Origin of the sequence: Mesorhizobium sp. M8A.F.Ca.ET.208.01.1.1 (assembly GCF_004791315.1) — a bacterium.
GTDB lineage: Bacteria > Pseudomonadota > Alphaproteobacteria > Rhizobiales > Rhizobiaceae > Mesorhizobium.
Genome location: NZ_SRUT01000004.1, coordinates 351,087 through 374,692, shown reverse-complemented (window position 1 = coordinate 374,692; position 23,606 = coordinate 351,087). Strand labels below are relative to the sequence as shown.

23 protein-coding genes are annotated in these 23,606 nt (G+C 64.2%); 15 read left to right on the top strand and 8 right to left on the bottom strand.

The window, feature by feature from the left end; translation table 11 throughout:
* Positions 1-7: 7 nt before the first annotated feature.
* The 6 genes from EN851_RS21385 to EN851_RS21360 all read right to left on the bottom strand — a co-directional run bounded on the left by EN851_RS21385 (position 8) and on the right by EN851_RS21360 (position 6,208).
* Positions 8-682 carry a septation protein A gene (locus tag EN851_RS21385; RefSeq protein WP_127872812.1) on the bottom strand — a complete coding sequence of 225 codons (675 nt, stop codon included), beginning with the start codon at positions 680-682 and terminating at the stop codon, positions 8-10.
* A gap of 57 nt (positions 683-739) precedes the next feature.
* A complete protein-coding gene (gene ftsY / locus EN851_RS21380; RefSeq protein ID WP_135929994.1) occupies positions 740-2,623 on the bottom strand; it encodes a signal recognition particle-docking protein FtsY in 1,884 nt (627 codons plus the stop codon).
* A 12-nt stretch (positions 2,624-2,635) separates the two neighbouring features.
* Positions 2,636-3,961, bottom strand: coding sequence for a tRNA (N(6)-L-threonylcarbamoyladenosine(37)-C(2))-methylthiotransferase MtaB (mtaB, locus tag EN851_RS21375; RefSeq protein ID WP_135929993.1), 1,326 nt, complete (start codon positions 3,959-3,961; stop codon positions 2,636-2,638).
* Positions 3,961-4,845 carry a diaminopimelate epimerase gene (gene dapF / locus EN851_RS21370; RefSeq protein WP_135863427.1) on the bottom strand — a complete coding sequence of 295 codons (885 nt, stop codon included), beginning with the start codon at positions 4,843-4,845 and terminating at the stop codon, positions 3,961-3,963. Before dapF ends, mtaB begins: the two co-directional genes overlap by 1 nt.
* Positions 4,846-4,936: 91 nt before the next feature.
* Positions 4,937-5,098: a DUF1328 family protein gene (locus EN851_RS21365; protein WP_127281226.1), complete on the bottom strand. Its 162-nt coding sequence runs from the start codon at positions 5,096-5,098 to the stop codon at positions 4,937-4,939.
* 90 nt (positions 5,099-5,188) lie between these two features.
* Entirely contained in the window at positions 5,189-6,208 is a 1,020-nt protein-coding gene (locus EN851_RS21360; RefSeq protein WP_127872816.1) for an MBL fold metallo-hydrolase, read from the bottom strand.
* Positions 6,209-6,421: 213 nt separating this feature from the next.
* Between EN851_RS21360 and EN851_RS21355 the strand changes: the two genes are divergently transcribed.
* The 3 genes from EN851_RS21355 (at position 6,422) to zapE (ending at position 8,872) form a co-directional block, all read left to right on the top strand.
* Complete coding sequence (locus EN851_RS21355) at positions 6,422-6,862, top strand: hypothetical protein (protein WP_127872817.1); 441 nt, start codon at positions 6,422-6,424, stop codon at positions 6,860-6,862.
* Between the two features lie 138 nt (positions 6,863-7,000).
* Complete coding sequence (locus tag EN851_RS21350) at positions 7,001-7,540, top strand: protease inhibitor Inh/omp19 family protein (protein ID WP_127872818.1); 540 nt, start codon at positions 7,001-7,003, stop codon at positions 7,538-7,540.
* 129 nt (positions 7,541-7,669) lie between these two features.
* Positions 7,670-8,872, top strand: a complete 1,203-nt coding sequence (gene zapE, locus EN851_RS21345) for a cell division protein ZapE (protein WP_127276265.1) — start codon at positions 7,670-7,672, stop codon at positions 8,870-8,872.
* A 42-nt stretch (positions 8,873-8,914) separates the two neighbouring features.
* Here the strand turns inward: zapE and EN851_RS21340 are convergent, their stop codons facing one another.
* On the bottom strand, positions 8,915-9,343 hold the full coding sequence (locus tag EN851_RS21340; RefSeq protein WP_127872819.1) for a GNAT family N-acetyltransferase: 429 nt from the start codon (positions 9,341-9,343) through the stop codon (positions 8,915-8,917).
* Between the two features lie 215 nt (positions 9,344-9,558).
* On the opposite strand from EN851_RS21340, the gene mdh reads away from it, so the two are divergent.
* From mdh to EN851_RS37865, 12 genes are all read left to right on the top strand, one after another.
* The gene (mdh, locus tag EN851_RS21335) at positions 9,559-10,527 is read left to right on the top strand and encodes a malate dehydrogenase (protein ID WP_127872820.1); all 969 of its coding nucleotides are present in this window, start codon (positions 9,559-9,561) and stop codon (positions 10,525-10,527) included.
* A 44-nt stretch (positions 10,528-10,571) separates the two neighbouring features.
* Entirely contained in the window at positions 10,572-11,765 is a 1,194-nt protein-coding gene (sucC, locus tag EN851_RS21330; RefSeq protein ID WP_127872821.1) for an ADP-forming succinate--CoA ligase subunit beta, read from the top strand.
* A 4-nt stretch (positions 11,766-11,769) separates the two neighbouring features.
* Entirely contained in the window at positions 11,770-12,141 is a 372-nt protein-coding gene (locus EN851_RS21325) for a cupin domain-containing protein (protein WP_064981484.1), read from the top strand.
* A 3-nt stretch (positions 12,142-12,144) separates the two neighbouring features.
* Positions 12,145-12,642, top strand: coding sequence for a DUF1579 family protein (locus EN851_RS21320; protein WP_127276277.1), 498 nt, complete (start codon positions 12,145-12,147; stop codon positions 12,640-12,642).
* Between the two features lie 12 nt (positions 12,643-12,654).
* Positions 12,655-13,557, top strand: coding sequence for a succinate--CoA ligase subunit alpha (gene sucD, locus EN851_RS21315; protein WP_127276279.1), 903 nt, complete (start codon positions 12,655-12,657; stop codon positions 13,555-13,557).
* Between the two features lie 97 nt (positions 13,558-13,654).
* Entirely contained in the window at positions 13,655-16,639 is a 2,985-nt protein-coding gene (locus EN851_RS21310) for a 2-oxoglutarate dehydrogenase E1 component (RefSeq protein ID WP_127276281.1), read from the top strand.
* Positions 16,640-16,685: 46 nt separating this feature from the next.
* On the top strand, positions 16,686-17,963 hold the full coding sequence (gene odhB / locus EN851_RS21305) for a 2-oxoglutarate dehydrogenase complex dihydrolipoyllysine-residue succinyltransferase (RefSeq protein WP_135922249.1): 1,278 nt from the start codon (positions 16,686-16,688) through the stop codon (positions 17,961-17,963).
* 94 nt (positions 17,964-18,057) lie between these two features.
* Positions 18,058-18,552, top strand: coding sequence for a hypothetical protein (locus EN851_RS21300; RefSeq protein WP_135929992.1), 495 nt, complete (start codon positions 18,058-18,060; stop codon positions 18,550-18,552).
* 56 nt (positions 18,553-18,608) lie between these two features.
* Positions 18,609-19,070, top strand: a complete 462-nt coding sequence (locus EN851_RS21295; protein ID WP_245520783.1) for a hypothetical protein — start codon at positions 18,609-18,611, stop codon at positions 19,068-19,070.
* Positions 19,067-19,822 (top strand): SDR family oxidoreductase, encoded by a 756-nt coding sequence (locus EN851_RS21290; RefSeq protein ID WP_135929990.1) that lies wholly within the window; start codon positions 19,067-19,069, stop codon positions 19,820-19,822. The genes EN851_RS21295 and EN851_RS21290 overlap by 4 nt, the downstream gene beginning before the upstream one ends.
* A 24-nt stretch (positions 19,823-19,846) precedes the next feature.
* Positions 19,847-21,253: a dihydrolipoyl dehydrogenase gene (lpdA, locus tag EN851_RS21285; RefSeq protein WP_127276288.1), complete on the top strand. Its 1,407-nt coding sequence runs from the start codon at positions 19,847-19,849 to the stop codon at positions 21,251-21,253.
* Positions 21,254-21,721: 468 nt separating this feature from the next.
* Positions 21,722-22,498: a DUF2867 domain-containing protein gene (locus EN851_RS37865; protein WP_348630729.1), complete on the top strand. Its 777-nt coding sequence runs from the start codon at positions 21,722-21,724 to the stop codon at positions 22,496-22,498.
* Positions 22,499-22,501: 3 nt separating this feature from the next.
* Here the strand turns inward: EN851_RS37865 and EN851_RS21270 are convergent, their stop codons facing one another.
* On the bottom strand, positions 22,502-23,572 hold the full coding sequence (locus EN851_RS21270) for a TraB/GumN family protein (RefSeq protein WP_135929989.1): 1,071 nt from the start codon (positions 23,570-23,572) through the stop codon (positions 22,502-22,504).
* Positions 23,573-23,606 lie beyond the last annotated feature (34 nt).

Here is a 23,606-nt window from a genome sequence, read left to right as displayed (position 1 = left end):
CCCTGCCTTATTTGCCGGCTTTCTCTTCCCCGCCGGCTTTGTCGTCGAGCGAATGGCGCAGGATGAGCGGCATCTGGCTGAAGGTGAACAGAAGCGTGATCGGCATGATGCCCCAGACCTTGAAGGTAACCCAGGCGTCGGTGGAAAAATTGCGCCAGACCACTTCGTTGACGATGGCCAGGAACAGGAAGAACAGGCCCCAGCGGAAGGTGAGCTTGCGCCAGCCTTCGGCATCGAGTTTGAAGGCGGACTCGAAGACATAGCCGAGCAGCGAGCGGCCGAAATACAGGCCGCCGAGCAGCACGCCGCCGAACAGCGTGTTGACGATGGTCGGCTTCATCTTGATGAAGATGTCGTCCTGCAGATAGAGCGTCAGCGCGCCGAAGATGAAAACGACGACGCCCGACACCATCGGCATGATCGGCAAGGTGCGGGTCAGCAGCCATGAGGCGATCAACGCGATCGCGGTCGCGGCCATGAACAGGCCGGTGGCGACGAAGATCGGACCGCCGAATTCGGCCAGCACGGGAAATTTCTGCGTCAGCCACTCGCCGCGCGCATTGGCGAAGAAAAAGACGAGCAGCGGCCCCAGCTCCAGCGCCAGCTTGAGCAGGGGGTTGATGCCTTCCTTCTTCTCTTTCTGCGGGTCGGACGGATCGCGTTCGAGAATGGGTGGGTTCATGGTTTCCTTCTTACGCACGATCCAATCCGGAAGCCTCACTTCCGGCATCGTGCCTGTTCAAGCCACTCCAGCGATCGCCCTGGCGAATTCGCTTGCGGAAAACGGTTCGAGGTCGTCGACTTGCTCGCCGACGCCGATGAAATAGACCGGCAATTTATGCTTTGCCGCGATCGCCACCAGAATACCGCCGCGCGCGGTCCCGTCCAGCTTGGTCATCACCAGGCCGTTGACGCCCGCGACATTGCGGAAGATCTCGACCTGGTTGAGCGCGTTCTGGCCGGTGGTGGCGTCGACCGTCTGCAGCACGGTGTGAGGCGCTTCCGGGTCGAGCTTGCCAAGCACGCGAACGATCTTTTCCAGCTCGGCCATCAGTTCGGTCTTGTTCTGCAGCCGGCCGGCAGTGTCGATGATCAGCACGTCGGAGCCCGCCTCCTTCGCCTTCTCGAAGGCGTCGTAGGCAAGGCCGGCGGCATCGGCGCCGAGCTTGGAGGCAATGACGGGCGATTTCGTGCGTTCGCCCCAGATCTTCAACTGTTCGATGGCGGCGGCGCGGAACGTGTCGCCGGCGGCCAGCATCACCGACAGGCCGCCATCGGTCAGCTTGGCGGCGAGCTTGCCGATGGTCGTGGTCTTGCCGGTGCCGTTGACGCCGACCACCAGGATGACATGCGGCTTGTGCGAGAGATCGAGCTCGAGCGATTTTGCGACCGGGGCGAGCACCTTCTCCACCTCGGCCGCCATGACGGCGCGCACTTCGGTATCGGAAACATCCTTGCCGTAGCGGCTTGAGGCCAGTGAATCGGTGACGCGCAGCGCCGTTTCCACGCCAAGATCGGCGCGGATCAGCACGTCCTCCAGGTCCTGCAGCGTCTCCTCGTCCAGCTTGCGCTTGGTGAAGACGCCGGCAATGTTGCCGGTCAGCTCGCGCGAAGACCGGGCAAGCCCGTCCCGCATGCGCTGGAACCAGGACCGCCTCGGCGCCGGCTCCGGCGCCTTCTGCTGCTCGGCTTTCTGTTCGACCTTCTTGGCAACCGTCACCTTGCCGGGAGCGGGGGCAGGCTGTGGAATGGGTTGCGGTTCAGGCGCGACCTCGGCAATGACCGGCTGGGCTTCGACGGGTGCCGGCTGGCGAATGGGCGGGGCGATTTCCGCTGGTGGAGCGGTCTCTATCGGGGATGGGATAATTTCCGCAGGCTGGCGCTGCCCCTCACCCTTACCCTCTCCGCGTGAAGGACGGGGAGAGGGGGGCGTCAGCGTCGAGCTTTTTTGTTTGATGTCGCCAGGAGGGGCGCCGGCCCCGATGTCAGCCCCCTTCTCCCCGTCCCTATACGGGGAGAAGGTGCCGGCAGGCGGATGAGGGGCTGCGCCGGCCTCAGAAGTCGGCTGCTCGGAGGCGGCCGTCGACTGAGGGGCCTCAACCGGCGACGCCGGCGGCACTTCGACCGGAGGCGTCGGCACTTCGACGGGGGCGGGTTCCGGTTGCCTCTCCGGACGTGATGGAACGATCTCGGGCTCCGATGGCGCGGGCGGAATCTCCCGCGGCCGCGGTTCGGGCGTGGGCTGCGGAACGACGGGTGGCTGCGGCACCTCTTCGGGCGCCAGTGGTTCAGGCGTCTGGGGCGGGGCTGCCGGCTTCTCTTCCGGCGCAGGCTCCGGCTGCCGTTCCGGTTCTGACGGAACGGTAGGCTCCGGCGGGGGCGGAATGGTGGGGACAGGTTCGGGCTTGGGCTCCTCGGGCTCCGGTCCAGGCGCGGCCGCCGGCGCGGCTTCCGCCACAGCCTCCTCCCGCTTCAAAAACTCCGGCACGGCCTGCTCGGCCGCCGGCTTCAGCGCGTCGAGCTGATCCCATTTGATCGGCGGGAGGGGGGCGGTCTCGTCGATGCGCTCCTCGACGACCTCCTTCTTGCCGAACGAGAATATCTTCTTGAAGAAACCAGCCATGCTTTTGCGTTCTCAGGCGGCGCGGGCTGCAAGGGGAGCGGCTGTCAGCCGCGCGCCATCGTGGCCGGTTATATCAGCTTCGACGATCTCTCCCGGCGCGCCGGTGCCGAGTGCGGCAAGCGTGAACCCTTCGGTGCGGCCAAGGCCGTCGCGCTCGATCAGGATCGACTGGCGGCTGCCGGCGAGCGAAGACAGATGGCGCTGGTAGGCCGCTTCGCCGGCTGCGCGCAGCCGGGCGGCGCGCTGCTTGACCAGCTCGCGGCGAACCTGCGGCATGCGCGCGGCGGGAGTGCCTTCGCGCGGTGAAAACGGGAAGACGTGGAGATGGGTCAGGCCGCATTCCTCGACGATTTTTTCGGAATTCTCGAACATGGCTTCGGTCTCGGTCGGGAAGCCGGCGATGATGTCGGCGCCGAAAACAATGCCGGGACGCACCTTGCGCACATCCTCGCAAAAGCGGATCGACTGGTCGCGCAGATGCCTTCGCTTCATGCGCTTCAGGATCATGTCGTCGCCAGACTGCAGCGACAGATGCAGATGCGGCATCAGCCGCGGCTCGGTGGCGATGGCGTCGAGCAAGTCCTCGTCGGCCTCGATCGAGTCGATCGAGGACAGCCTGAGCCGCTTTACGTCGGGCACCTGCCTCAGGATGGTCTTCACAAGCTTGCCGAGCTTCGGCACACCAGGCAGGTCGGCGCCGAAAGACGTCATGTCGACGCCGGTCAGCACGATCTCGGCATAGCCGTTGCCGGCCAAGCGCTTGACCTGCTCGACCACGGCGCCCATCGGCACCGAGCGCGAATTGCCGCGGCCATAGGGGATGATGCAGAAGGTGCAGCGGTGGTCGCAGCCGTTCTGCACCTGCACGAAGGCACGTGCCCGGCCCTCGATGGCGTCGACCATGTGGCCGGCGGTTTCGCGCACCGAGAAGATGTCGTTGACGCGCGCCTTCTCGGTGTCGTTGACGCCGAAATCGGGCAGCGCGCGATAGGAATTCGCCTTGAGCTTTTCCTCATTGCCAAGCACGAGATTGACCTCGTCCATGGCGGCGAATTTTTCGGGCTCGGTCTGCGCGGCGCAGCCGGTGACGATGATGCGCGCGGCCGGGTTGTCGCGGCGCGCCTTGCGGATCGCCTGCCTGGCCTGGCGCACCGCTTCGCCGGTGACGGCACAGGTGTTGAAGATGACGGCGCCGCCGTCGAGCGCGCCGAGGCCCGCGCTTTCGGCCTCGCGCCGCATCACCTCGGACTCATAGGTATTGAGACGGCAGCCGAAGGTCACCACGTCGATGCGGCCGGGCTGCTTCGCCACGTCGACGCCTTTGGCAAGAGCGGACATCAGGCCGCGCTTTCGGTGTCGCGGGCCCATTGTCCGGTCGACGGATCGAAGCTGCCGGAAAATTCCCATTCGGCCGCCCCGGTCAGGATGACGTGGTCGTCATCGCGCCATTCGACATGCAGCGTGCCGCCGCCAGGCGTCAGCAGGTTGACGCTGCGGCCCGTGCGCCGGGTGCGGGCCGCTGCGACGACAGCCGCGCAGGACGCGGTGCCGCAGGCCTTGGTCAGGCCGGCGCCGCGCTCCCAGGTGCGGATGATCATGCTGTCGGGCGAGGTCACCTGCGCGATGGTTATGTTGGCGCGTTCGGGAAAGATCGGATGGTTTTCCAGAAGCGGGCCGAAACGGTCGAGTTCATAAGTCCAGACGTCGTCATCGACCCAGAAGATGGCGTGCGGGTTGCCCATCGAAACGGCGGAAGGCGAATGCAGCACAGGCGCGTCGATCGGGCCGACCTGCAACTCGATCATGCGGGTGTCGCGGAACTCCTCGGCCAGCGGAATGTCGCGCCAGCCGAAGCGCGGCGTGCCCATGTCGACAGAGATCGAGCCGTCGGCGTGTTCGCGGGCATTGAGGATGCCGGCCACGGTCTCGAAGGTGAAGGTCTTCACGCCGGTCTCGGCGGCCAGGGCCTGGACGACGCAGCGCATGCCGTTGCCGCAGGCCTGCGCTGCGGAGCCATCGGAATTCAGGATGTCGACGAAATAGGCGGTGCCTGGCGTCCTGGCGTCGTGGATCGCCATGATCTGGTCGAACCGCGTCGCGACGTCGCCATTGAGCGCGATGGCGGCCGCGGCCGTCACCCGATCCGCACGGCCACGCATGTCGGCAACGATGATCTCGTTGCCGATGCCGTTCATCTTGGCGAAAGGGGCCGTGCCTGCCATTGCTCCGAAATTCCATGTCCGTTCGGCGCTATATGGCGGAAACGGGCAGGAATTACCAGTGCGCAGCCGCTTTCACGCGACGGCGCCGGACTTACGTCACCGCGAAGACCCCCAGCAAGATCAACAGGAAGATCACGAGCACGACGCCGATGAGAATGCGCGCGCCGGTGGCGGCGGCGCCGGCCAGCGCCGGCATGCCGAGCAGGCTCGCCGCGGCGGCGACGATGAGAAGAATGATGATCCATTTGAGCATGGGAATGCCTCGTAAGCCGACAGATTTGAAACCGCAGGAAAAACGCGGCTGTCGTGCTTGGGTTCCCGCTCGTTTCGAAGCCTGGTCGGTTCAGGCCGCCGTCGTTTCCGGCACGTCCCAGACTTCGCCGGCCCGCAAGGCGCGAAAATGCTCTTGCGGTACACCCTCAGCCCCGAGCGCCTCGGCCAGTTTTCGGACCGGTTCGTCGATCGGCTCGTCGGTGAGCTGGAAGGTGCCCCAGTGGCAGCCGGCGGCAAAGCTTGCGTTGCACAGCTTCATGCCTTGCACCGCTTCCTCGGGATTCTGGTGCTGCGGGGCCATGAACCAGCGTGGCTCGTAGGCGCCGATCGGCAGGATGGCGAAGCGGAAGCCGCCATGTTTTTCCGCCATCAGCCGGTAGTTGATGCCGTCGTGGAAGCCGGTATCGCCGGCGAAGTAGGTCTTCCCGCCCGCTGTTTCGATGACGAAGCCGGCCCACAGCGCCATGCGCCGGTCGCGGGCACCCCGCGCCGACCAATGATGCGCGGGCTCGATGTGGATGGCGGTGCCGTCGGAGACGTCGACCCTGTCGCCCCAGTCATGCGCGGAAAGCCGCATGCCGGGCACCGCGGCGGCGATGATGGCATCGTTGCCGAGCGGCGTCACTACCAGCGGATCGTGCGTCTCCTTCAGCTTCCTCAGCGTGGCAAGGTCGAGATGGTCATAGTGGTTGTGGCTGACCAGCACGACGTCGATCGCCGGCAGATCGTCAAAAGCGATGCCCGGCGGATTGACGCGCCGGGGTCCGGCAAAGGAGAACGGCGAGGTGCGCGCCGACCACACCGGATCGGTGAGGATGTTGAGCCCGGCGGTCTGGATCAGCAAGGTGGAATGGCCAACCATGGTCACGGTCAGTTCGGTACCTTCGACCATCGCGGCCGGCCTTGCCTGTGCGAAGGGGCTCGGACTCGCAGGCGGCCATTTCGAACGCTGGCCGCTGAACTGCCATTTCAGCAGGTCCGTGAAGGGGCCAGGCATCCGGCCGTCGGGGTTGAAGAACAGGGTGCCGTCGAAATGATCGCTGGGCGGGCCGCTGTAGTAGCGGTTGGCGGCTTTGTGTCTCGCGGCCAAGGTCTGCGCTCCGGCGGGTTTCGGTGAACTCTTTGTTTTCACGCAATTCCCTGGGGGGAAGCGCTACGCGTTTTCCCGGGAAAACCGCTGCACACTTTTCCTGGGACTATTCTAGACATAAGCCTTGCCGCGGCTGGCGCAAGCGTTTGCCGGCCGAAGGCCAAGGGGGACGAAGCGGCCTCGGCTAGGATCGCGGATCAGGAGGAGGACGCCATGGCGATGAAGCGGACGAAGACGCTCTGGATGAAGGCCGAGGATTTTGGCCGCTCGCTGCCGCGCGGCGTCGGCGTCAATTTGCTGGTGACCGACATGCCGGCGATGGAAGCCTTCTGCCGCGACGTGCTTGGCGCCCGGGTCATCTATGCCGACGAGGATTTCGCGGCGATCGAGCTTCTGGGGTCGGTATTCATGCTGCATGCCGACCATTCCTATCTCGACAACCCGATGACGGGCTCCATCACGGGCGCCGAGACACGCGGTGCTGGCATCGAATTGCGCCTCTATGGCGCCGATCCCGACGCGATCGAGGCGGCGGCGCTGGATCATGGCCACATCGTGCTGGCCGGCGCCGTCGACAAGCCGCATGGTCTGCGCGAGTGCTATATCGTGGGGCCGGACGGATATGTGTTCGTCCCAAGTGCCGCCCTGGCGTGATGATTGCGATAAATTTGCAACAATCTTGCCGCAAACCCTATTTTAACCATATCGGGTTGAAATTTCGCCACCTTCTCCATCTTGGTGGAGGTGAGATTGCGCGGACGGCACCCCCAGCCGATTCCGACGGAGGTTGTAATGAATTTTGCGAAAGGCGGCCTGGTGGCCGTATCCCTGGCGGCGCTCGTTGCGAGCGGCTGCTCAACCTCACGCTTCTCGTCGATGGACGACCAGCAGCCCGCCCCGCTGCAGCCGGCGCCTGCCGGCCAGGTGAGCTCGAATCAGCTGCCGCCGCCGGCGTCCCCCGGCACCACCGACCCGTCTCAATTCCCGACCGCGCCGGCAAACACGCAGGTTGCCTCGCTGCCGCCGGATGGCGCGGCGCCTGCGGGTGCCGCGGATCTCAACGCGGCAAGCGTCGCCGGTGTCTGGAACGTCAGCGTTTCCGGCCAGAGCTGCAAGGTGGCGACGCCACAGACCAAGTTCGGCGCCGGCTTCCGCGCCGGTCCGCTGCACTGCCCGGCGCCGATCGACGGCATCAAATCGTGGAACGTCGCCGGCAAGCAGCTGACGCTTTATGACGAGAATGGCGGTTCGCTGGCACGTCTCTATTCGTCGGGCGGCTCGAAATTCGACGGCCAGACTTCCAACGGGCAACCGATTTCGCTTACAAGATAGGCTGGGTATGCCGGTATTCAGGTGATGCCGGCCTGCGAATCGCGGCTTCCTGCCCTTTCGGCTCGGCCTGGCCTGAATCTCAACATACCTTCTCTCTTGAGCATACCGCTCCGAACAACGACGTGACCGATGCATCTGCGTGACGGCCTCCAGACCCATGCGACCGTCCGGCAGCGCTACGACCATCTGGTGGTATCAGGCGCGATCGGACGCGACCCCGCGCAGGAGGAGATCGCCGCCGCGCTCGACCGGCTGACCGACGAGATCTCGGCCAAGCGGCTTGCGCAAAAGTCCAGCGCGCTGGGCTGGCTGTTTGCCCGCAAGCGCGAGACGCAGGAGGCGGTCAAGGGCCTCTACATCCATGGCGGCGTCGGGCGCGGAAAGACCATGCTGATGGACATGTTCTTCGAACTCTTGCCGGTCAGGCGCAAGCGCCGCGTCCATTTCAACGACTTCATGGCCGACGTGCAGGACCGCATCCAGAAGCACCGGCAGGCGCGCAAGGAAGGCACGGTCAGGGAAGACGATCCGATCCCGCCGGTGGCCAAGGCGCTCGCCGAGCAGGCCTGGGTGCTGTGCTTCGATGAATTTTCGGTCACCGACATCGCCGACGCCATGATCCTGTCCAGGCTGTTCTCGGCACTGTTCGCCAGTGGGGTCGTGCTCGTCGCCACCTCGAACGTGGCGCCTGAAGACCTCTACCGTGACGGGTTGAACCGCCAGCTCTTCCTGCCGTTCATCGCCATACTGAAACGCCATGCTGAGGTGCTGTCGCTGGACAGCGACAAGGACTACCGGCTGGAAAAGCTTGCCCGCACGCCTGTCTACGTCATGCCGGCGGATGCGGCTGCCGACGAGGCGCTCGACGAGGCCTGGCAGGCGATGACGCACGGGGCGCCGACGGCCGAGACGTCGCTGACGCTGAAGGGCCGCAAGGTGGCCGTGCCGGCCGCCGCCGGCGATGCGGCGCGCTTCTCCTTTGCCGACCTGTGCGAAAAGCCGCTCGGCGCGCGCGATTACCTGGCGATCGCCGGCCGGTTTTCGACCGTCTTCATCGACCATGTCCCGGTGCTGGGCGAAGGCAAGCGCAACGAGGCCAAGCGCTTCATCCTGTTGATCGATACGCTCTACGACCATCATGTGCGCCTGGTGGTGAGCGCGGATGCGCCGCCGCACGAGCTTTATGTGGCTAAGCGCAGCGTCGAGGTGTTCGAATTCGAGCGCACGGCCTCGCGTCTGATCGAGATGCAGAGCCGCGACTGGCTGGACGATTGGGCCGTGCGGCGGAAGGCGAAGGCTGCCCCGGCTGACGCGTCACGGGCGCAGGCATAAGAGCTCAATCTTGTTCCATAGAGATCCTGCCAGCTCCAAAATCTACAGCCGATACACATACATCACAAATGTCTCCGCCTCGGCATGCGGCTCCTTGCGCGCCTCGTAAAGCGCTCGGGCCGGCAGATTGTCAAGTTCGGTGCCGACCCAGGCCTCCTCGCAACCATGCTCCCTGCCGAGCGCGAACATGGCGTCGAGCATTTTGCGCGCAATGCCCTGGCGCCGGAAGGCCGGCGAGACGCCGACCTCGTCGATATTAAGTTCGGTCGGCTTGTCCGGATGGCGGTGGATGACCGCCGCGCATTGGCCGACGACCAGGCCCTCGACGAGGGCGACGATCATGAAATGGCCCGATTGCGCGAGATAACTGGCCAGGCGATCGGGCCTCACCGGCTCGTCGAACACGTCGTCGGCAACCCGCATCACAAGGGCGTCATCGCCGGGATAGAGCCTTCTGATCTCGACCGTCATTGTGTAAATTCTCCCAAGTCGGCTTACAAATTTTGACGTTTACGTAAATCCCAAACGCTCTAACCGATTGAAAATGCAGGGGTTGAAATAATCGTTTGAATTTATTTCTCACCGGAGCTATTGGGTGCGGCGATATCAGCGGTTCCCCGCAGCATTCCGGCCTCTTCCTCGACGCCGTGTTGGCGTCGCCACAGACAAAGGGAAATCATCCTCACATGGCACGCAACAAGATAGCGCTTATCGGCTCTGGCATGATCGGCGGCACGCTCGCGCATATGATCGGCCTCAAGGATCTCGGCGACGTGGTCCTGTTCGATATTGCCGAGGGTATTCCGCAGGGCAAGGGGCTCGATATCGCGCAGTCATCGCCGGTCGATGGTTTCGATTCCCGGCTGACCGGCGTCAACGACTATGCCGGCATCGAGGGCGCTGATGTCTGCATCGTCACCGCCGGCGTGCCGCGCAAGCCGGGCATGAGCCGCGACGACCTGCTGGGCATCAACCTGAAGGTCATGGAGCAGGTCGGCGCCGGGCTGAAGAAGTACGCGCCGAAGGCCTTCGTCATCTGCATCACCAATCCGCTGGACGCCATGGTGTGGGCGCTGCAGAAGTTTTCGGGCCTGCCCAAGACCCATGTCGTCGGCATGGCCGGCGTGCTGGACAGCGCGCGTTTCCGCTATTTCCTGGCCGAGGAGTTCAAGGTCTCGGTCGAGGACGTCACCGCCTTCGTGCTCGGCGGCCACGGCGATTCCATGGTGCCGATGATCCGCTATTCGACGGTGTCGGGCATTCCGCTTCCAGACCTGATCAAGATGGGCTGGACTTCGAAGGAAAGGCTCGACCAGATCGTGCAGCGCACCCGCGACGGTGGCGCCGAGATCGTCGGCCTCTTGAAGACCGGCTCGGCCTATTACGCACCGGCGGCCTCGGCGATCCAGATGGCCGAATCCTATCTCAAGGACAAGAAGCGCGTGCTGCCGTGCGCGGCGCACCTCTCCGGCCAGTATGGCGTCAAGGGCACCTATGTCGGCGTTCCCGTGGTGATCGGTGCCGGCGGTGTCGAGCGCGTCATCGAGATCGACCTGAACAAGGCAGAGCAGAAGATGTTCGACACCTCGGTGGCGACCGTGCAGGGCCTGACCGAGGCCTGCGTCAAGATCGCGCCGCAACTCGCCTCGAAGTGACCTCCCCAACATCACCCCGGCAAACGACCTGGAGATAGTTCCCCATGAACATCCATGAATATCAAGGCAAGGCGCTGCTGAAGAGCTTTGGCGCGCCGGTGGCCGAAGGCGTGCCGGTGTTCAAGGCAAGCGAGGCGGAAGCCGCCGCGCAAGCGCTGCCCGGCCCGCTTTATGTGGTGAAGAGTCAGATCCATGCCGGCGGCCGTGGCAAGGGCAAATTCAAGGAGCTCGGCCCCGACGCCAAGGGCGGCGTGCGGCTGGCGAAGTCGGTCGCCGAGGTGGTCGCCAACGCCAATGAGATGCTCGGCCACACGCTGGTGACCAAGCAGACCGGCCCGGCCGGCAAGCAGGTCAACCGTCTCTATATCGAGGACGGCGCCGATATCGAGCGCGAGCTTTATCTGTCGATCCTGGTCGACCGTTCGGTCGGCCGCATCGCTTTCGTCGTCTCGACCGAGGGCGGCATGGACATCGAGGGTGTTGCCCACGACACGCCGGAAAAGATCATCACCGTCGCCATCGATCCGGAAAAGGGCGTGACGGCGGATGATGTCAAGGCGCTCAATGGCGCGCTGAAGCTCGACGGCGACGCGGCCAAGGATGGCGGCACGCTGTTCCCGATCCTCTACAAGGCCTTTGTCGAGAAGGATATGAGCCTGCTCGAGGTCAACCCGCTGATCGTCATGAAGAACGGCCGGCTGCGCGTGCTCGACGCCAAGGTTTCGTTCGACAACAACGCGCTGTTTCGCCACCCCGACCTGATGGAACTGCGCGACACCACCGAAGAGGACGAGAAGGAGATCGAGGCGTCGAAATACGACCTCGCCTATGTCGCGCTCGACGGCAATATCGGCTGCATGGTCAACGGCGCCGGCCTTGCCATGGCGACCATGGACATCATCAAGCTCTATGGCGCCGAGCCCGCCAACTTCCTCGACGTCGGCGGCGGCGCGTCGAAGGAGAAGGTGACGGCGGCGTTCAAGATCATCACCAAGGACCCGGCGGTGAAGGGCATCCTGATCAACATCTTCGGCGGCATCATGAAGTGCGACATCATCGCCGAAGGCGTGATCGCCGCGGTCAAGGAAGTCGGCCTGAAGGTGCCGCTGGTGGTGCGCCTTGAAGGCACCAATGCCGAGCTCGGCAAGAAGATCATCAACGACAGCGGCCTGAACGTCGTGTCCGCCGACGATCTCGACGACGCGGCCAAGAAGATCGTTGCGGCGGTGCAGGGCTGAGCCGGTGCCTCCGCGCAAGATAAACCTGGTCGAGGCGGCGGATCAAAAGATCAGCAAGGTCTTCGATCCGCATATCGCCGGCGACGTCAATGACAGCCAGGCGAAGGTCGCCAAGTTCGGCGCGACCTTCGACTGGCACGCGCATGACAATGAGGACGAGGCGTTCCTAGTGCTTCGCGGGCGCATCGCCATCGATTTCCGCGACGGTCCGGTCGAGCTCGGCGAGGGCGACTTCATCGTCGTGCCGCGCGGCGTCGAGCACCGGCCGCGTTCGCTCACCGCCGAGCCCGTGGTGCTGATGTTCGAGCCGGCGACGACGCTCAACACCGGCAACGCCAAGAGCGACCTTACCGTCACCGATCTGAAGCGGCTCTGACTGATGAACGCGGCGTCCTTCTCTTCGCTCTCGGCCGATCACCAGCGCCTGCAGGCGCTGGTCGGTGCGTGGCGCGGCGAGGAAGAGGTGGCGGATACACAATGGGCCGATGGCGGTGCGGCGACCAGCGAAGTGCTGGCTGAGGCACAGTTCGGCGGCCAGTTCGTGGTGCAGCGTTATCGCCAGCGCCGCGACGGCACGATTTCGTTTGGTTCGCACACCGTGTTTGGTTTCGACCAGCAAAATGGCGTCGTCACCATGCACCAGTTCGATTCGATGGGCTTCGTGCCGGTGTCGCCTGCCACCGGCATATGGAACGGCAGTGAACTCAATCTGGAACGGTCGTCGCCGCGCGGTTTTGCGCGCGTGACGTATATTTTCGACGATAACGACACCTACCGCATGCGATTGCAATTCAAACCCGCCGGCAGCGATGGCTGGCAAGACATGGTGAGCGGCGTCTACCGGCGCGTCTCGCCTTCCTCGATCAACGGTTTTTAGAAAAGGGCTCCGATGTCCATTCTCGTCGACAAGAACACCAAGGTGCTGGTGCAGGGCCTGACCGGCAAGACCGGCACGTTCCATACCGAACAGGCGCTGGCCTATCACGGGACAAAGATGGTCGGCGGCATCCATCCCAAGAAGGGCGGCGAGACCTGGAACGGCTCGAAGGGCGAGAGCCTGCCGATCTTCGCCACTGTCGCCGAAGGCAAGGAAAGGACGGGCGCCAACGCCTCCGTCATCTACGTGCCGCCGGCTGGCGCGGGCGAAGCCATCATCGAGGCGATCGAGGCTGAAATCCCGCTCATCGTCTGCATCACCGAAGGCATTCCGGTGATGGACATGGTCAAGGTCAAGGCGCGGCTCGACCGCTCCAAGTCGCGGCTGATCGGGCCGAACTGCCCGGGCGTGCTCACCCCCGACGAATGCAAGATCGGCATCATGCCCGGCAACATCTTCCGCAAGGGCTCGGTCGGCGTTGTTTCGCGCTCGGGAACGCTTACCTATGAGGCTGTGTTCCAGACCACCAATGTCGGCCTCGGCCAGACCACCGCCGTCGGCATCGGCGGCGATCCCGTCAAGGGCACCGAGTTCATCGACATGCTCGAGATGTTCCTTGCCGACGACGAGACCAAGTCGATCATCATGATCGGCGAGATCGGCGGCTCGGCCGAGGAAGACGCCGCGCAGTTCCTCAAGGACGAGGCCAAGCGCGGCCGCCGGAAACCGATGGCGGGCTTCATCGCCGGGCGCACCGCGCCGGCCGGCCGCACCATGGGTCATGCGGGCGCGGTCATCTCCGGCGGCAAGGGCGGCGCCGAAGACAAGATCGCGGCGATGGAATCGGCAGGCATCAAGGTTTCGCCCTCGCCGGCGCGGCTGGGCACGACCTTGGTCGAGGCGATCAAGGGTTAAGTGAGTAGGCAGTAGTGAATAGGGACTAACGGTGAGTAGCAGCTGACTGCTCACCATTCCCTTCAAAAGGAGACGGAGCCAGGCTCCGCGGACAAAAATGGCACGACAAGATCAGGCCAACGACCGGTTTTCGCTCACCTCTTTCCTCTATGGCGGCAATGCCGATTATATCGACGCGCTCTACGCCGCCTATGAGGACGATCCCGCTTCGGTCAATCCCGAGTGGCAGGAGTTCTTCGCGGGTCTGAAGGACGATGCCGGTGATGTGCGCAGGAACGCCAAGGGCGCTTCCTGGGCAAAACCCTCCTGGCCGCTGCAGGCCAATGGCGAACTGGTGTCCGCGCTCGACGGCAATTGGGGCATTGTCGAGAAGCACCTGGAAAAGAAGGTCAAGGACAAGGCGGTCACCAACGGGGTCGTGCTGTCCGACGCCGACGTGCACCAGGCGACGCGCGATTCGGTGCGTGCCATCATGATGATCCGCGCCTTCCGCATGCGCGGCCATCTGCACGCCAATCTCGACCCGCTCGGCATTGCCAAGCTCGAAGACTATAACGAGCTGTCGCCGGAGAATTACGGCTTCACCGAAGCCGACTACGACCGGCCGATCTTCCTCGACAATGTGCTTGGGCTCGAATTCGGCAGCATCCGGCAGATGCTGGAGATACTCACCCGCACCTATTGCTCGACGCTCGGCGTCGAGTTCATGCATATTTCCGATCCCGAGGAGAAGGCCTGGATCCAGGCGCGGATCGAAGGCGCCGACAAGGAGATTTCCTTCACCGCCACCGGCAAGAAGGCGATCCTGCAGAAGCTGGTCGAGGCGGAAGGCTTCGAGCAGTTCATCGACGTCAAGTACAAGGGCACCAAGCGCTTCGGCCTGGACGGCGGCGAATCGCTGATCCCGGCGCTCGAGCAGATCGTCAAGCGCGGCGGCCAGCTCGGCATGAAGGAGATCGTGCTCGGCATGGCCCATCGCGGCCGGCTGAACGTGCTTTCCCAGGTCATGGCCAAGCCGCACCGCGCCATCTTCCACGAGTTCAAGGGCGGCTCGGCCGCCCCCGACGAGGTCGAAGGCTCGGGCGACGTGAAGTACCATCTCGGCGCCTCGTCCGACCGTGAGTTCGACGGCAACAAGGTGCACCTGTCGCTGACCGCCAACCCCTCGCATCTGGAAATCGTCGACCCGGTGGTGATGGGCAAGGCGCGCGCCAAGCAGGATTATCTGTTCGGCCGTGGCCGCGAGGAGATCGTGCCGCTGGAGGAACGCGCCAAGGTGCTGCCGCTGCTTCTGCACGGCGACGCCGCTTTCGCCGGCCAGGGCGTGATCGCCGAAATCCTCGGCCTGTCGGGCCTGCGCGGCCACCGCGTCGCCGGCACGCTGCACTTCATCATCAACAACCAGATCGGCTTCACCACCAATCCGCGTTTCTCGCGCTCGTCGCCTTATCCGTCCGACGTCGCCAAGATGATCGAGGCGCCGATCTTCCACGTCAATGGCGACGACCCGGAAGCCGTGGTGCACGCCACCAAGGTGGCGATCGAGTTTCGCATGAAGTTCCACAAGCCGGTGGTCGTGGACATGTTCTGCTACCGCCGCTTCGGCCACAATGAGGGCGACGAGCCGGCCTTCACGCAGCCGCTCATGTACCGCAACATCCGCACCCACAAGACGACGGTGCAGATCTATGGCGACCGGCTGATCGCCGAAGGCCACATCACCCAGGCCGAACTCGACCAGCTCAAGGCCGACTGGCGCGCGCATCTGGAAGCCGAATGGGAAGTCGGCCAGGCCTACAAGCCCAACAAGGCCGACTGGCTCGACGGCGCCTGGTCGGGCCTGCGCACGGCCGACAACCAGGACGAACAGCGGCGCGGCAAGACCGCCGTGCCGGTCAAGACGCTGAAGGAAATCGGCAAGAAGCTGACCGAGGTGCCGAAGGGTTTCGAGGCGCACAAGACGATCATCCGCTTCCTCGAGAACCGGCGTCAGGCGATCGAGTCCGGCGAAGGCATCGACTGGTCGACGGCGGAGGCGCTGGCCTTTGGCGCGATCCTGCTCGACGGCAACCCGATCCGGCTTTCGGGCCAGGATTCCGAGCGCGGCACCTTCTCGCAGCGCCATTCCGTGCTTTACGACCAGCGCGACGAGACCCGCTACATCCCGCTCAACAATCTGTCGGCGGCGCAGGCCGGCTACGAAGTCATCAACTCGATGCTGTCGGAAGAGGCGGTGCTAGGCTTCGAATACGGCTACAGCCTGGCCGAGCCGAAGGCGCTGACCTTGTGGGAGGCGCAGTTCGGCGACTTCGCCAACGGCGCCCAGGTGGTGTTCGACCAGTTCATCTCGTCGGGTGAGCGCAAGTGGCTCAGAATGTCGGGCCTCGTCTGCCTGCTGCCGCATGGCTATGAAGGCCAGGGCCCGGAGCATTCCTCGGCCCGGCTGGAACGCTTCCTGCAGCTTTGCGCCGAAGACAACATGCAGGTCGCCAACTGCACGACGCCGGCCAACTACTTCCACATCTTGCGCCGGCAGCTGAAGCGCGACTTCCGCAAGCCGCTGATCCTGATGACGCCGAAGTCGCTGCTGCGCCACAAGCGGGCGGTGTCGACGCTGCCGGAAATCTCGGGCGAAAGCTCGTTCCACCGACTGCTGTGGGACGATGCCCAGCTGCTGCCCAACCAGGCGATCAAGCTGACCAAGGATTCCAAGATCCGCCGCGTCGTGCTGTGCTCGGGCAAGGTCTATTACGACCTCTACGAGGAGCGCGAGAAGCGCGGCATCAACGACATCTACCTGCTGCGCGTCGAACAGCTCTACCCGTTCCCGGCCAAGGCGCTGATCACCGAGCTGTCACGCTTCCGCAACGCCGAGATGGTGTGGTGCCAGGAGGAACCCAAGAACATGGGCGCCTGGTCGTTCATCGATCCGTATCTGGAATGGGTGCTGGCGCATATCGACGCCAAGCATCAGCGGGTGCGCTACACCGGCCGTCCCGCGGCCGCGTCGCCGGCGACCGGCCTGATGTCGAAGCACCTTGCCCAGCTCGCCGCCTTGCTCGAAGACGCGCTCGGCGAATAGGCAGAACTGGGCGAATAGAACAGAACCGAAAGAACGGACAGGCACAATGGCTACCGAAATCCGCGTCCCCACCCTGGGCGAATCCGTCACCGAAGCGACCGTCGGCAAATGGTTCAAGAAGGTCGGCGATGCCATTGCCGCCGACGAGCCGCTGGTCGAGCTCGAGACCGACAAGGTGACGGTGGAAGTGCCTGCCGCCGCCGCCGGCACGCTCGGCGAAATCACTGTAAAAGAAGGTGAGACGGTCGGCGTCGGCGCTCTGCTCGGGTCGATTTCGGGCGGTGGGGCGGCTGCTCCCGCGACCAAGCCGCAAGCGGTGGCGCAGGCGTCCAGCCCCGACGCGGCGCAGACCACCAAGCAGGCCGCGGCCGAGACCGCCAAGGTTGCCGGCGATGCCGGCTCGGTCGAGCCACGCACCATGCCGCCGGCGCCGGCCGCGGCAAAACTGATCGCCGAGAACAATCTGTCTGTCGACCAGCTTTCCGGCTCGGGCAAGCGTGGCCAGGTGCTGAAGGGCGACGTGCTCGACGCCATCTCCAAGGGCGCGCCGTCGCAGCCGGCCGAAACGCCAAAGGCGGCGCCGGCACCGGTTGCCGTGCGCGCGCCGTCGTCCGGCGACGATGCTTCGCGCGAGGAGCGGGTGCGCATGACCAAGCTGCGCCAGACCATCGCGCGCCGGCTGAAGGAAGCGCAGTCGACCGCCGCCATGCTGACCACCTTCAACGAGGTCGACATGTCGGCGGTGATGGCGCTCAGGACCAAATACAAGGACGTGTTCGAGAAGAAGCACGGAGTGAAGCTCGGCTTCATGGGCTTTTTCACTAAGGCCGTCACGCACGCCCTGAAGGAAATCCCCTCGGTCAATGCCGAGATCGACGGCACCGACATCATCTTCAAGAACTATGCCCATATCGGCGTCGCGGTAGGCACCGAAAAGGGTCTCGTGGTTCCGGTCGTGCGCGATGCCGACCAGATGTCGATCGCCGAGATCGAGAAGGATATCGGCCGGCTGGGCATCGCCGCGCGCGACGGCAAGCTGTCGGTCGCCGACATGCAGGGCGGCACCTTCACCATCTCCAATGGCGGCGTCTATGGCTCGCTGATGTCGACGCCGATCCTCAACGCGCCGCAGTCGGGCATTCTCGGCATGCACAAGATCCAGGACCGGCCGGTCGTGGTCGGCGGCCAGATCGTAATCCGGCCAATGATGTATCTGGCGCTCAGCTACGATCACCGCATCGTCGACGGCAAGGAAGCGGTGACCTTCCTGGTGCGCGTCAAGGAAAGCCTGGAGGATCCGGAACGGCTGGTGCTGGACCTCTAGTCAGATGGCTTTGACGGAAGAGCAGTACCGTCGCGCCATTCGGGCAAGGCGAGAGCTCGCTGTCGAAGATTGTTCCACAGCGGCATCCAGCCACATGAAAACGCTGAGTCAAGCCGGTTGGGACGGCAATTACGTCGTTCCGAACCAGCGTGTTTCGCGATCGCTCAGCGGACCCGTCATCCTCCTGAACAACTGGTTTGGTTGGCAGGAACTTGAGTTGCTCAGCCCTGAACGCATGACCTTTGTCAGGAAACTTGGTTATTTGCCGGATATCCCAACTAACCGGTGGCTCGATCGAGCCTTGGAAATCGTAGGAATGACACGGCAAGACATCTACGTTACGCAAGCATGTGTTTTCCTCCCTCCGGCAACTATGGGTTCTTCAATTGCTTCGGAGGTCTATCGCACCTCAGTTGACAGGGTCTTGAGGCATGAGTTGGGCGGGCGCACGCCGGTTGCGCTCGGCGGCGCGGCTCAAAAGGCCTGCCGGTTAGCTGGGATCGACTATGTTGGCGCCCAACATCCTTCTTATCAAGGTGGCGAACGGCGAGGCAGAGAGATCGCGGCGGCTATCGAGCGCGTCCTCTGATGTTGGCCAACCCCTGTGACGGATGGAAGAGGATTTGCGGGATCGCTTCGATTTCGGTGGGTACTCTTGTAGGTAACACTGCCCATGCCGCCTGCCCGATCGAACTCGCCGTCTACGGCGATGCGCAGAGCGGCAGCGAGATCGATTTTACCCCGGCGGGAAACTCGGCAACCGTCACCAACACGTTCCGGTTGATCCTCGACAACAATGTAGTGCTGAACGGCATCGTCATGTGGACCCAGGACGTATCGCGGCCCAATGGCGCGCTGATGTACAAATGCCCGGAGGGTGACGTGACCGGCGCCGAGCTTGCCGCCTGCACGTTGTGGAACGGCATCATCTATACGGCCGACGACAAGGGCGCTGTCGGCCTGTTGCCGGCGCAAGGCGTCGCGGCGCCGCAGACGCTGATCCTGCCCGATCTCGGGCCGGTGCTCAGGCAATCCAAGATTTATGGCGGCAGCGGCTTTTCGAAGGTGCCGTCGGATGTTTTCTCGATGAAGGGGTGCCAGGAATGACCACGGTGCAAAAAGTGCTGCTGGTCACCGGCGGCAGCCGCGGCATCGGCGCCGCTATCTGTTGGCTCGGAGCCAAGGCCGGCTATCGTGTCGCGGTCAACTACGCCTCCAACAAGGCTGCCGCCGATGCGCTGGTTGCCGAGATCAAGGCCGGCGGCGGCGACGCTGTTGCCGTCAGGGGCGATGTCGGCAAGGAAACCGACATCGTGGCCATGTTCGGCGCGGTCGACCGCGCCTTTGGCCGGCTCGACGCCTTCGTCAACAACGCCGGCATCGTCGACGTCAAGGCGCGCGTCGACGAGATGGAAGTTTCGCGGCTGGAGCGCATGATGCGCATCAATGTCGTGGGCTCGTTCCTGTGTGCCCGCGAGGCGGTCAAGCGCATGTCGACGCGGCAAGGCGGTTCGGGCGGCGCGATCGTCAACATCTCGTCGGCGGCGGCGACGCTGGGCTCGCCGGGTGAATATGTCGACTATGCCGCCTCCAAGGGCGCCATCGACACCTTCACCATCGGGCTTGCCCGTGAGGTGGCTCTGGAAGGCATCCGCGTCAATGCGGTGCGGCCTGGCATCATCGACACCGAAATCCACGCCTCCGGCGGCCAGCCCGACCGGATCGAACGGTTCCGCGACCTGCTGCCGATGAAAAGAGCCGGTACCGCGGATGAAGTCGCCGGCGCGGTCCTCTATCTTTTATCCGATGCCGCGTCCTATACGACGGGCGCGATCCTGAATGTCAGTGGCGGCCGCTGAGCCCCAAGCAAAAGGGAAACAAACATGGCTTATGACGTGGTTATCATCGGCTCTGGACCGGGCGGCTATGTCTGCGCCATCAAGGCGGCACAGCTCGGGCTGAAGGTCGCGGTGGTCGAGAAGAATGCCACCTTCGGCGGCACCTGTCTCAACATCGGCTGCATCCCGTCCAAGGCGCTGCTTCATGCCTCGGAGATGTTCGCCGAGGCCGGCCATTCCTTCGACGCGCTCGGTGTCGAAATACCGGCGCCCAAGCTGAACCTGAAGAAGATGATGGCGCACAAGGACGCGACGGTGTCGGCCAACGTCAACGGCGTCGCCTTCCTGTTCAAGAAGAACAAGATCGATGCCTTCCGCGGCACCGGCAAGGTTGTCGCCGCCGGCAAGGTCTCGGTGACCGGCGAGGACGGCAAGGTCGAGGAGATCGAGACCAGGAACATCGTCATCGCCACCGGCTCCGACGTCGCCGGCATTCCCGGCGTCAAGGTCGACTTCGACGAGAAGGTGATCGTGTCGTCGACGGGCGCACTGTCGTTGGAGAAGGTTCCCGGCCATCTGGTGGTGGTCGGCGGCGGTGTCATCGGGCTCGAGCTCGGCTCGGTCTGGGCACGGCTCGGCGCCAAGGTCACCGTGGTCGAGTTCCTCGACACCATCTTGGGCGGCATGGACGGCGAGGTGTCGAAACAGTTCCAGCGGCTGCTCTCCAAGCAGGGCTTCGAGTTCAAGCTCGGCGCCAAGGTCACCGGCGTCGCCAAGGCCAAGAAGGGCGCGACCGTCACCTTCGAACCGGTGAAGGGCGGGGCGGCCGAGACCATCGATGCCGACGTCGTGCTGATCTCTACCGGGCGCCGCGCCTTTTCAGACAGCCTTGGGCTGAAGGAAGCGGGCGTCGAGGTCGACGAGCGCGGCCGGGTCAAGACCGATGGGCATCTCAGGACCAACGTGCCCGGCATCTATGCCATCGGCGATGTCATCGCCGGGCCGATGCTGGCGCACAAGGCCGAGGACGAGGGCGTGGCGGTGGCCGAAACCATCGCCGGCCAGGCCGGCCACGTGAACTATGATGTCATTCCGAGCGTCGTCTACACCAGTCCGGAAATCGCCTCGGTCGGCAAGAGCGAGGAGGAGCTGAAGAAGGCCGGCATCGACTACAAGGTCGGCAAATTCCCCTTCACCGCCAACGGCCGCGCCCGCGCCATGCTGCACACCGACGGTTTCGTGAAGATCCTCGCCGACAAGCAGAGCGACCGCGTGCTCGGCGTGCATATCGTCGGCTTCGGCGCCGGCGAGATGATCCATGAGGCGGCGGTGCTGATGGAGTTCGGCGGTTCGTCGGAGGATCTGGCCCGCACCTGCCACGCGCATCCGACGATGTCGGAAGCGGTGAAGGAAGCGGCGCTGGCCACGTTCTTCAAGCCGATCCACATTTAGGGTTGTCTTGATATTCAGGTGATGCCGGCCTGCGAACGACGGGTCGGTTCGGCCTGCCCTGAATCTCAAAACACCCCGTGCTCGTCGCCCAAAACAAAACGGCCCGCCATTCGGCGGGCCGTTCGTCTTTGATATCGAGCCGATCAGTTGGCCGGTGCCGGAGCCGGTGCCGGAGCTGGCGCGGGGGCCGGCGCTGGGGCCGGCGCGGGCGCTGGTGCAGGAGCCGGGGCGGGCGCAAACGCCGGTTCGGCTGGCTTGGCCGGTTCGGCAGGCTTCATCGGTTCAGCCGGCGCGGGCGCCGGGGCCGGGGTGCTCGCCGCTGGCGGCTCGGCGGGTGCCGGGTGCTCGCCGCTTCTTCCGAAAACGTAATACGCGACAATCGCCAGAATAACGACGACCAGCGCAATCAGCCAAGGGCTGCCGCCGCCGCCGCCGCTTGGCCTAGGAGTGTCGTTTGGTGTGTTCGCCATGAAAGTGTCCTCCGTGGATGAAAATTATCAATCAACAGACATCAACGCGCTATCGTTGAACAGGTTTCACGCTAGCGAAGGGACACGCCGAAAATACGACGGGCAGATCCGCCAGTTGCCATCCGACTCAATTGACAGCGGCGACAGTATAGCCGGCTTTACGAAAATCCTCGACCAGTCCCTCTGGATCGGGAAGTGCGGCGCGCCGACCGCGATGAACGCGTCGGTCAGGCGGCGTTTCGCCACGCAGCCAGCCACACCAGCGGATGCTATCGTTGGTTACGAGGGATTTGCCGATATGACGCCCACTGCACGGACTTTTCCTGATCCCGAAGGTGCTCTTGCCGGCGCTCAGTTCGCCGACCGATATGTGCTGATAACCGATGGCCTTGCCCTGACCGCCATTGGCGCGGCCAAACGCGTGCTGGGGCGGACACCGGGATGGGTCGGCCTGCTGACGCAGCTGCGCAACCTCGCGGTCAGGCCGTTTGGGCTGAAAACGGGGGCGGAACCCGACGCGCCGCCGGAAAGCAGGATCGGCATATTTCCGCTCATCAGCCAGGCACATGGCAGGGTCGTCCTTGGGCTGGACGACCGGCATCTCGATTTCCGCATCCTGGTGGAGGTGAACGATCTCGGCGCGGGCCGGCAGGAGGTGGCTGCGTCGACGATCGTGAAGACGCATAATCTGCTTGGGCGGACCTATCTCGCCATCATCATGCCGTTTCACCGCATCATCGTTCCGGCGATGCTGGCTCAGGTCTTGATCAAATAGGGCTTAAAGCCCCACCGCCGTGACGGTATAGCCGGCTTTGCGGAAATCCTCGACCAGTCCCTCGGGACCGGGAAGATGCAGCGCGCCGACCGCCATGAAGGCGTTGCCCTTGGCCAGGATCGGCCCGGCATGATCGACCATCACCTTGTTGCGGCTGGTGATCATGGTCTCCTCGAAGGCGGCGTAGCCCGCAGGGTCGTTCTGCTCGTCGGGCATGGCGGCGCGGAACAGCGGCCAGAACATGCCGGTGTCGCCACGCTGGTAGAGCACGATCATGGTCTCGTTGATGTCGTTGACCTTGTCGCCCAGCTTCAGCGTGTCGACCAGACCCTTCATGTGAAAGGCGAGCGGCAGCGAAGCCATGGCGCGCAGCTGGCTCTCGGCCGTTTCCAATCCTTCCACCGGCTTGCCCGCCGCCTTGGCGCTCTCGGCCAGCTTGACGTCAAGCACCGGCGCTCCGCTGGACTGGCGGGCGAGTTCGCAAGCCGGAAGCGCCATCATGGCCGACAGCATCCACGGCTTCATCTTGGCGACCGTTGCCGGCGGGATGCCGCGCGCGTCGAGCGCGGCGTTCATGGCTGCCGCCTCGTCCGGCGACAGCAATGACGACAGCGTCGTGGAGTCGGTGAACATCATCAGGTCCGGCTCCTTCAGCATCGCCGTCATCATCTTCTGCTTGTCGAGCACGTCGGTGGTCTCGATGATGAGGGTGCCGGCGGCGTCAAAGGCCTTCTGTGCATCGGCCGGCAGCGTGGTGACGCGCGGATCGGTCATGTGCATGGTGCCGAACAGGTAGGATGGCTGTTCGCCTGATTTTTCCAGCTTCCACAGCAGGCCCTTGCCATTGAGCGTGGCAGCGGCCTCTGCCTCGATCTTGTCGTAGGTGGCAGGGCTGCCCTTCTGCAAGGCCGACAGCATGTCGGCGCCAGTGCAGGTCGGGATTTCCGCGTGCGCCCTGCCGGCCGCGAACAGCAGGACAGCAAGGAAGGACAGGAAAAACAGCACGTTGAGCGCGACAAGCAGCTTCAGCGAGATGGAAGCTGCACGGTCGGCGATGGCGATGACGCGTTTCATGATCCCATCCCTAGGACCGAAAAGCGGCAAAACC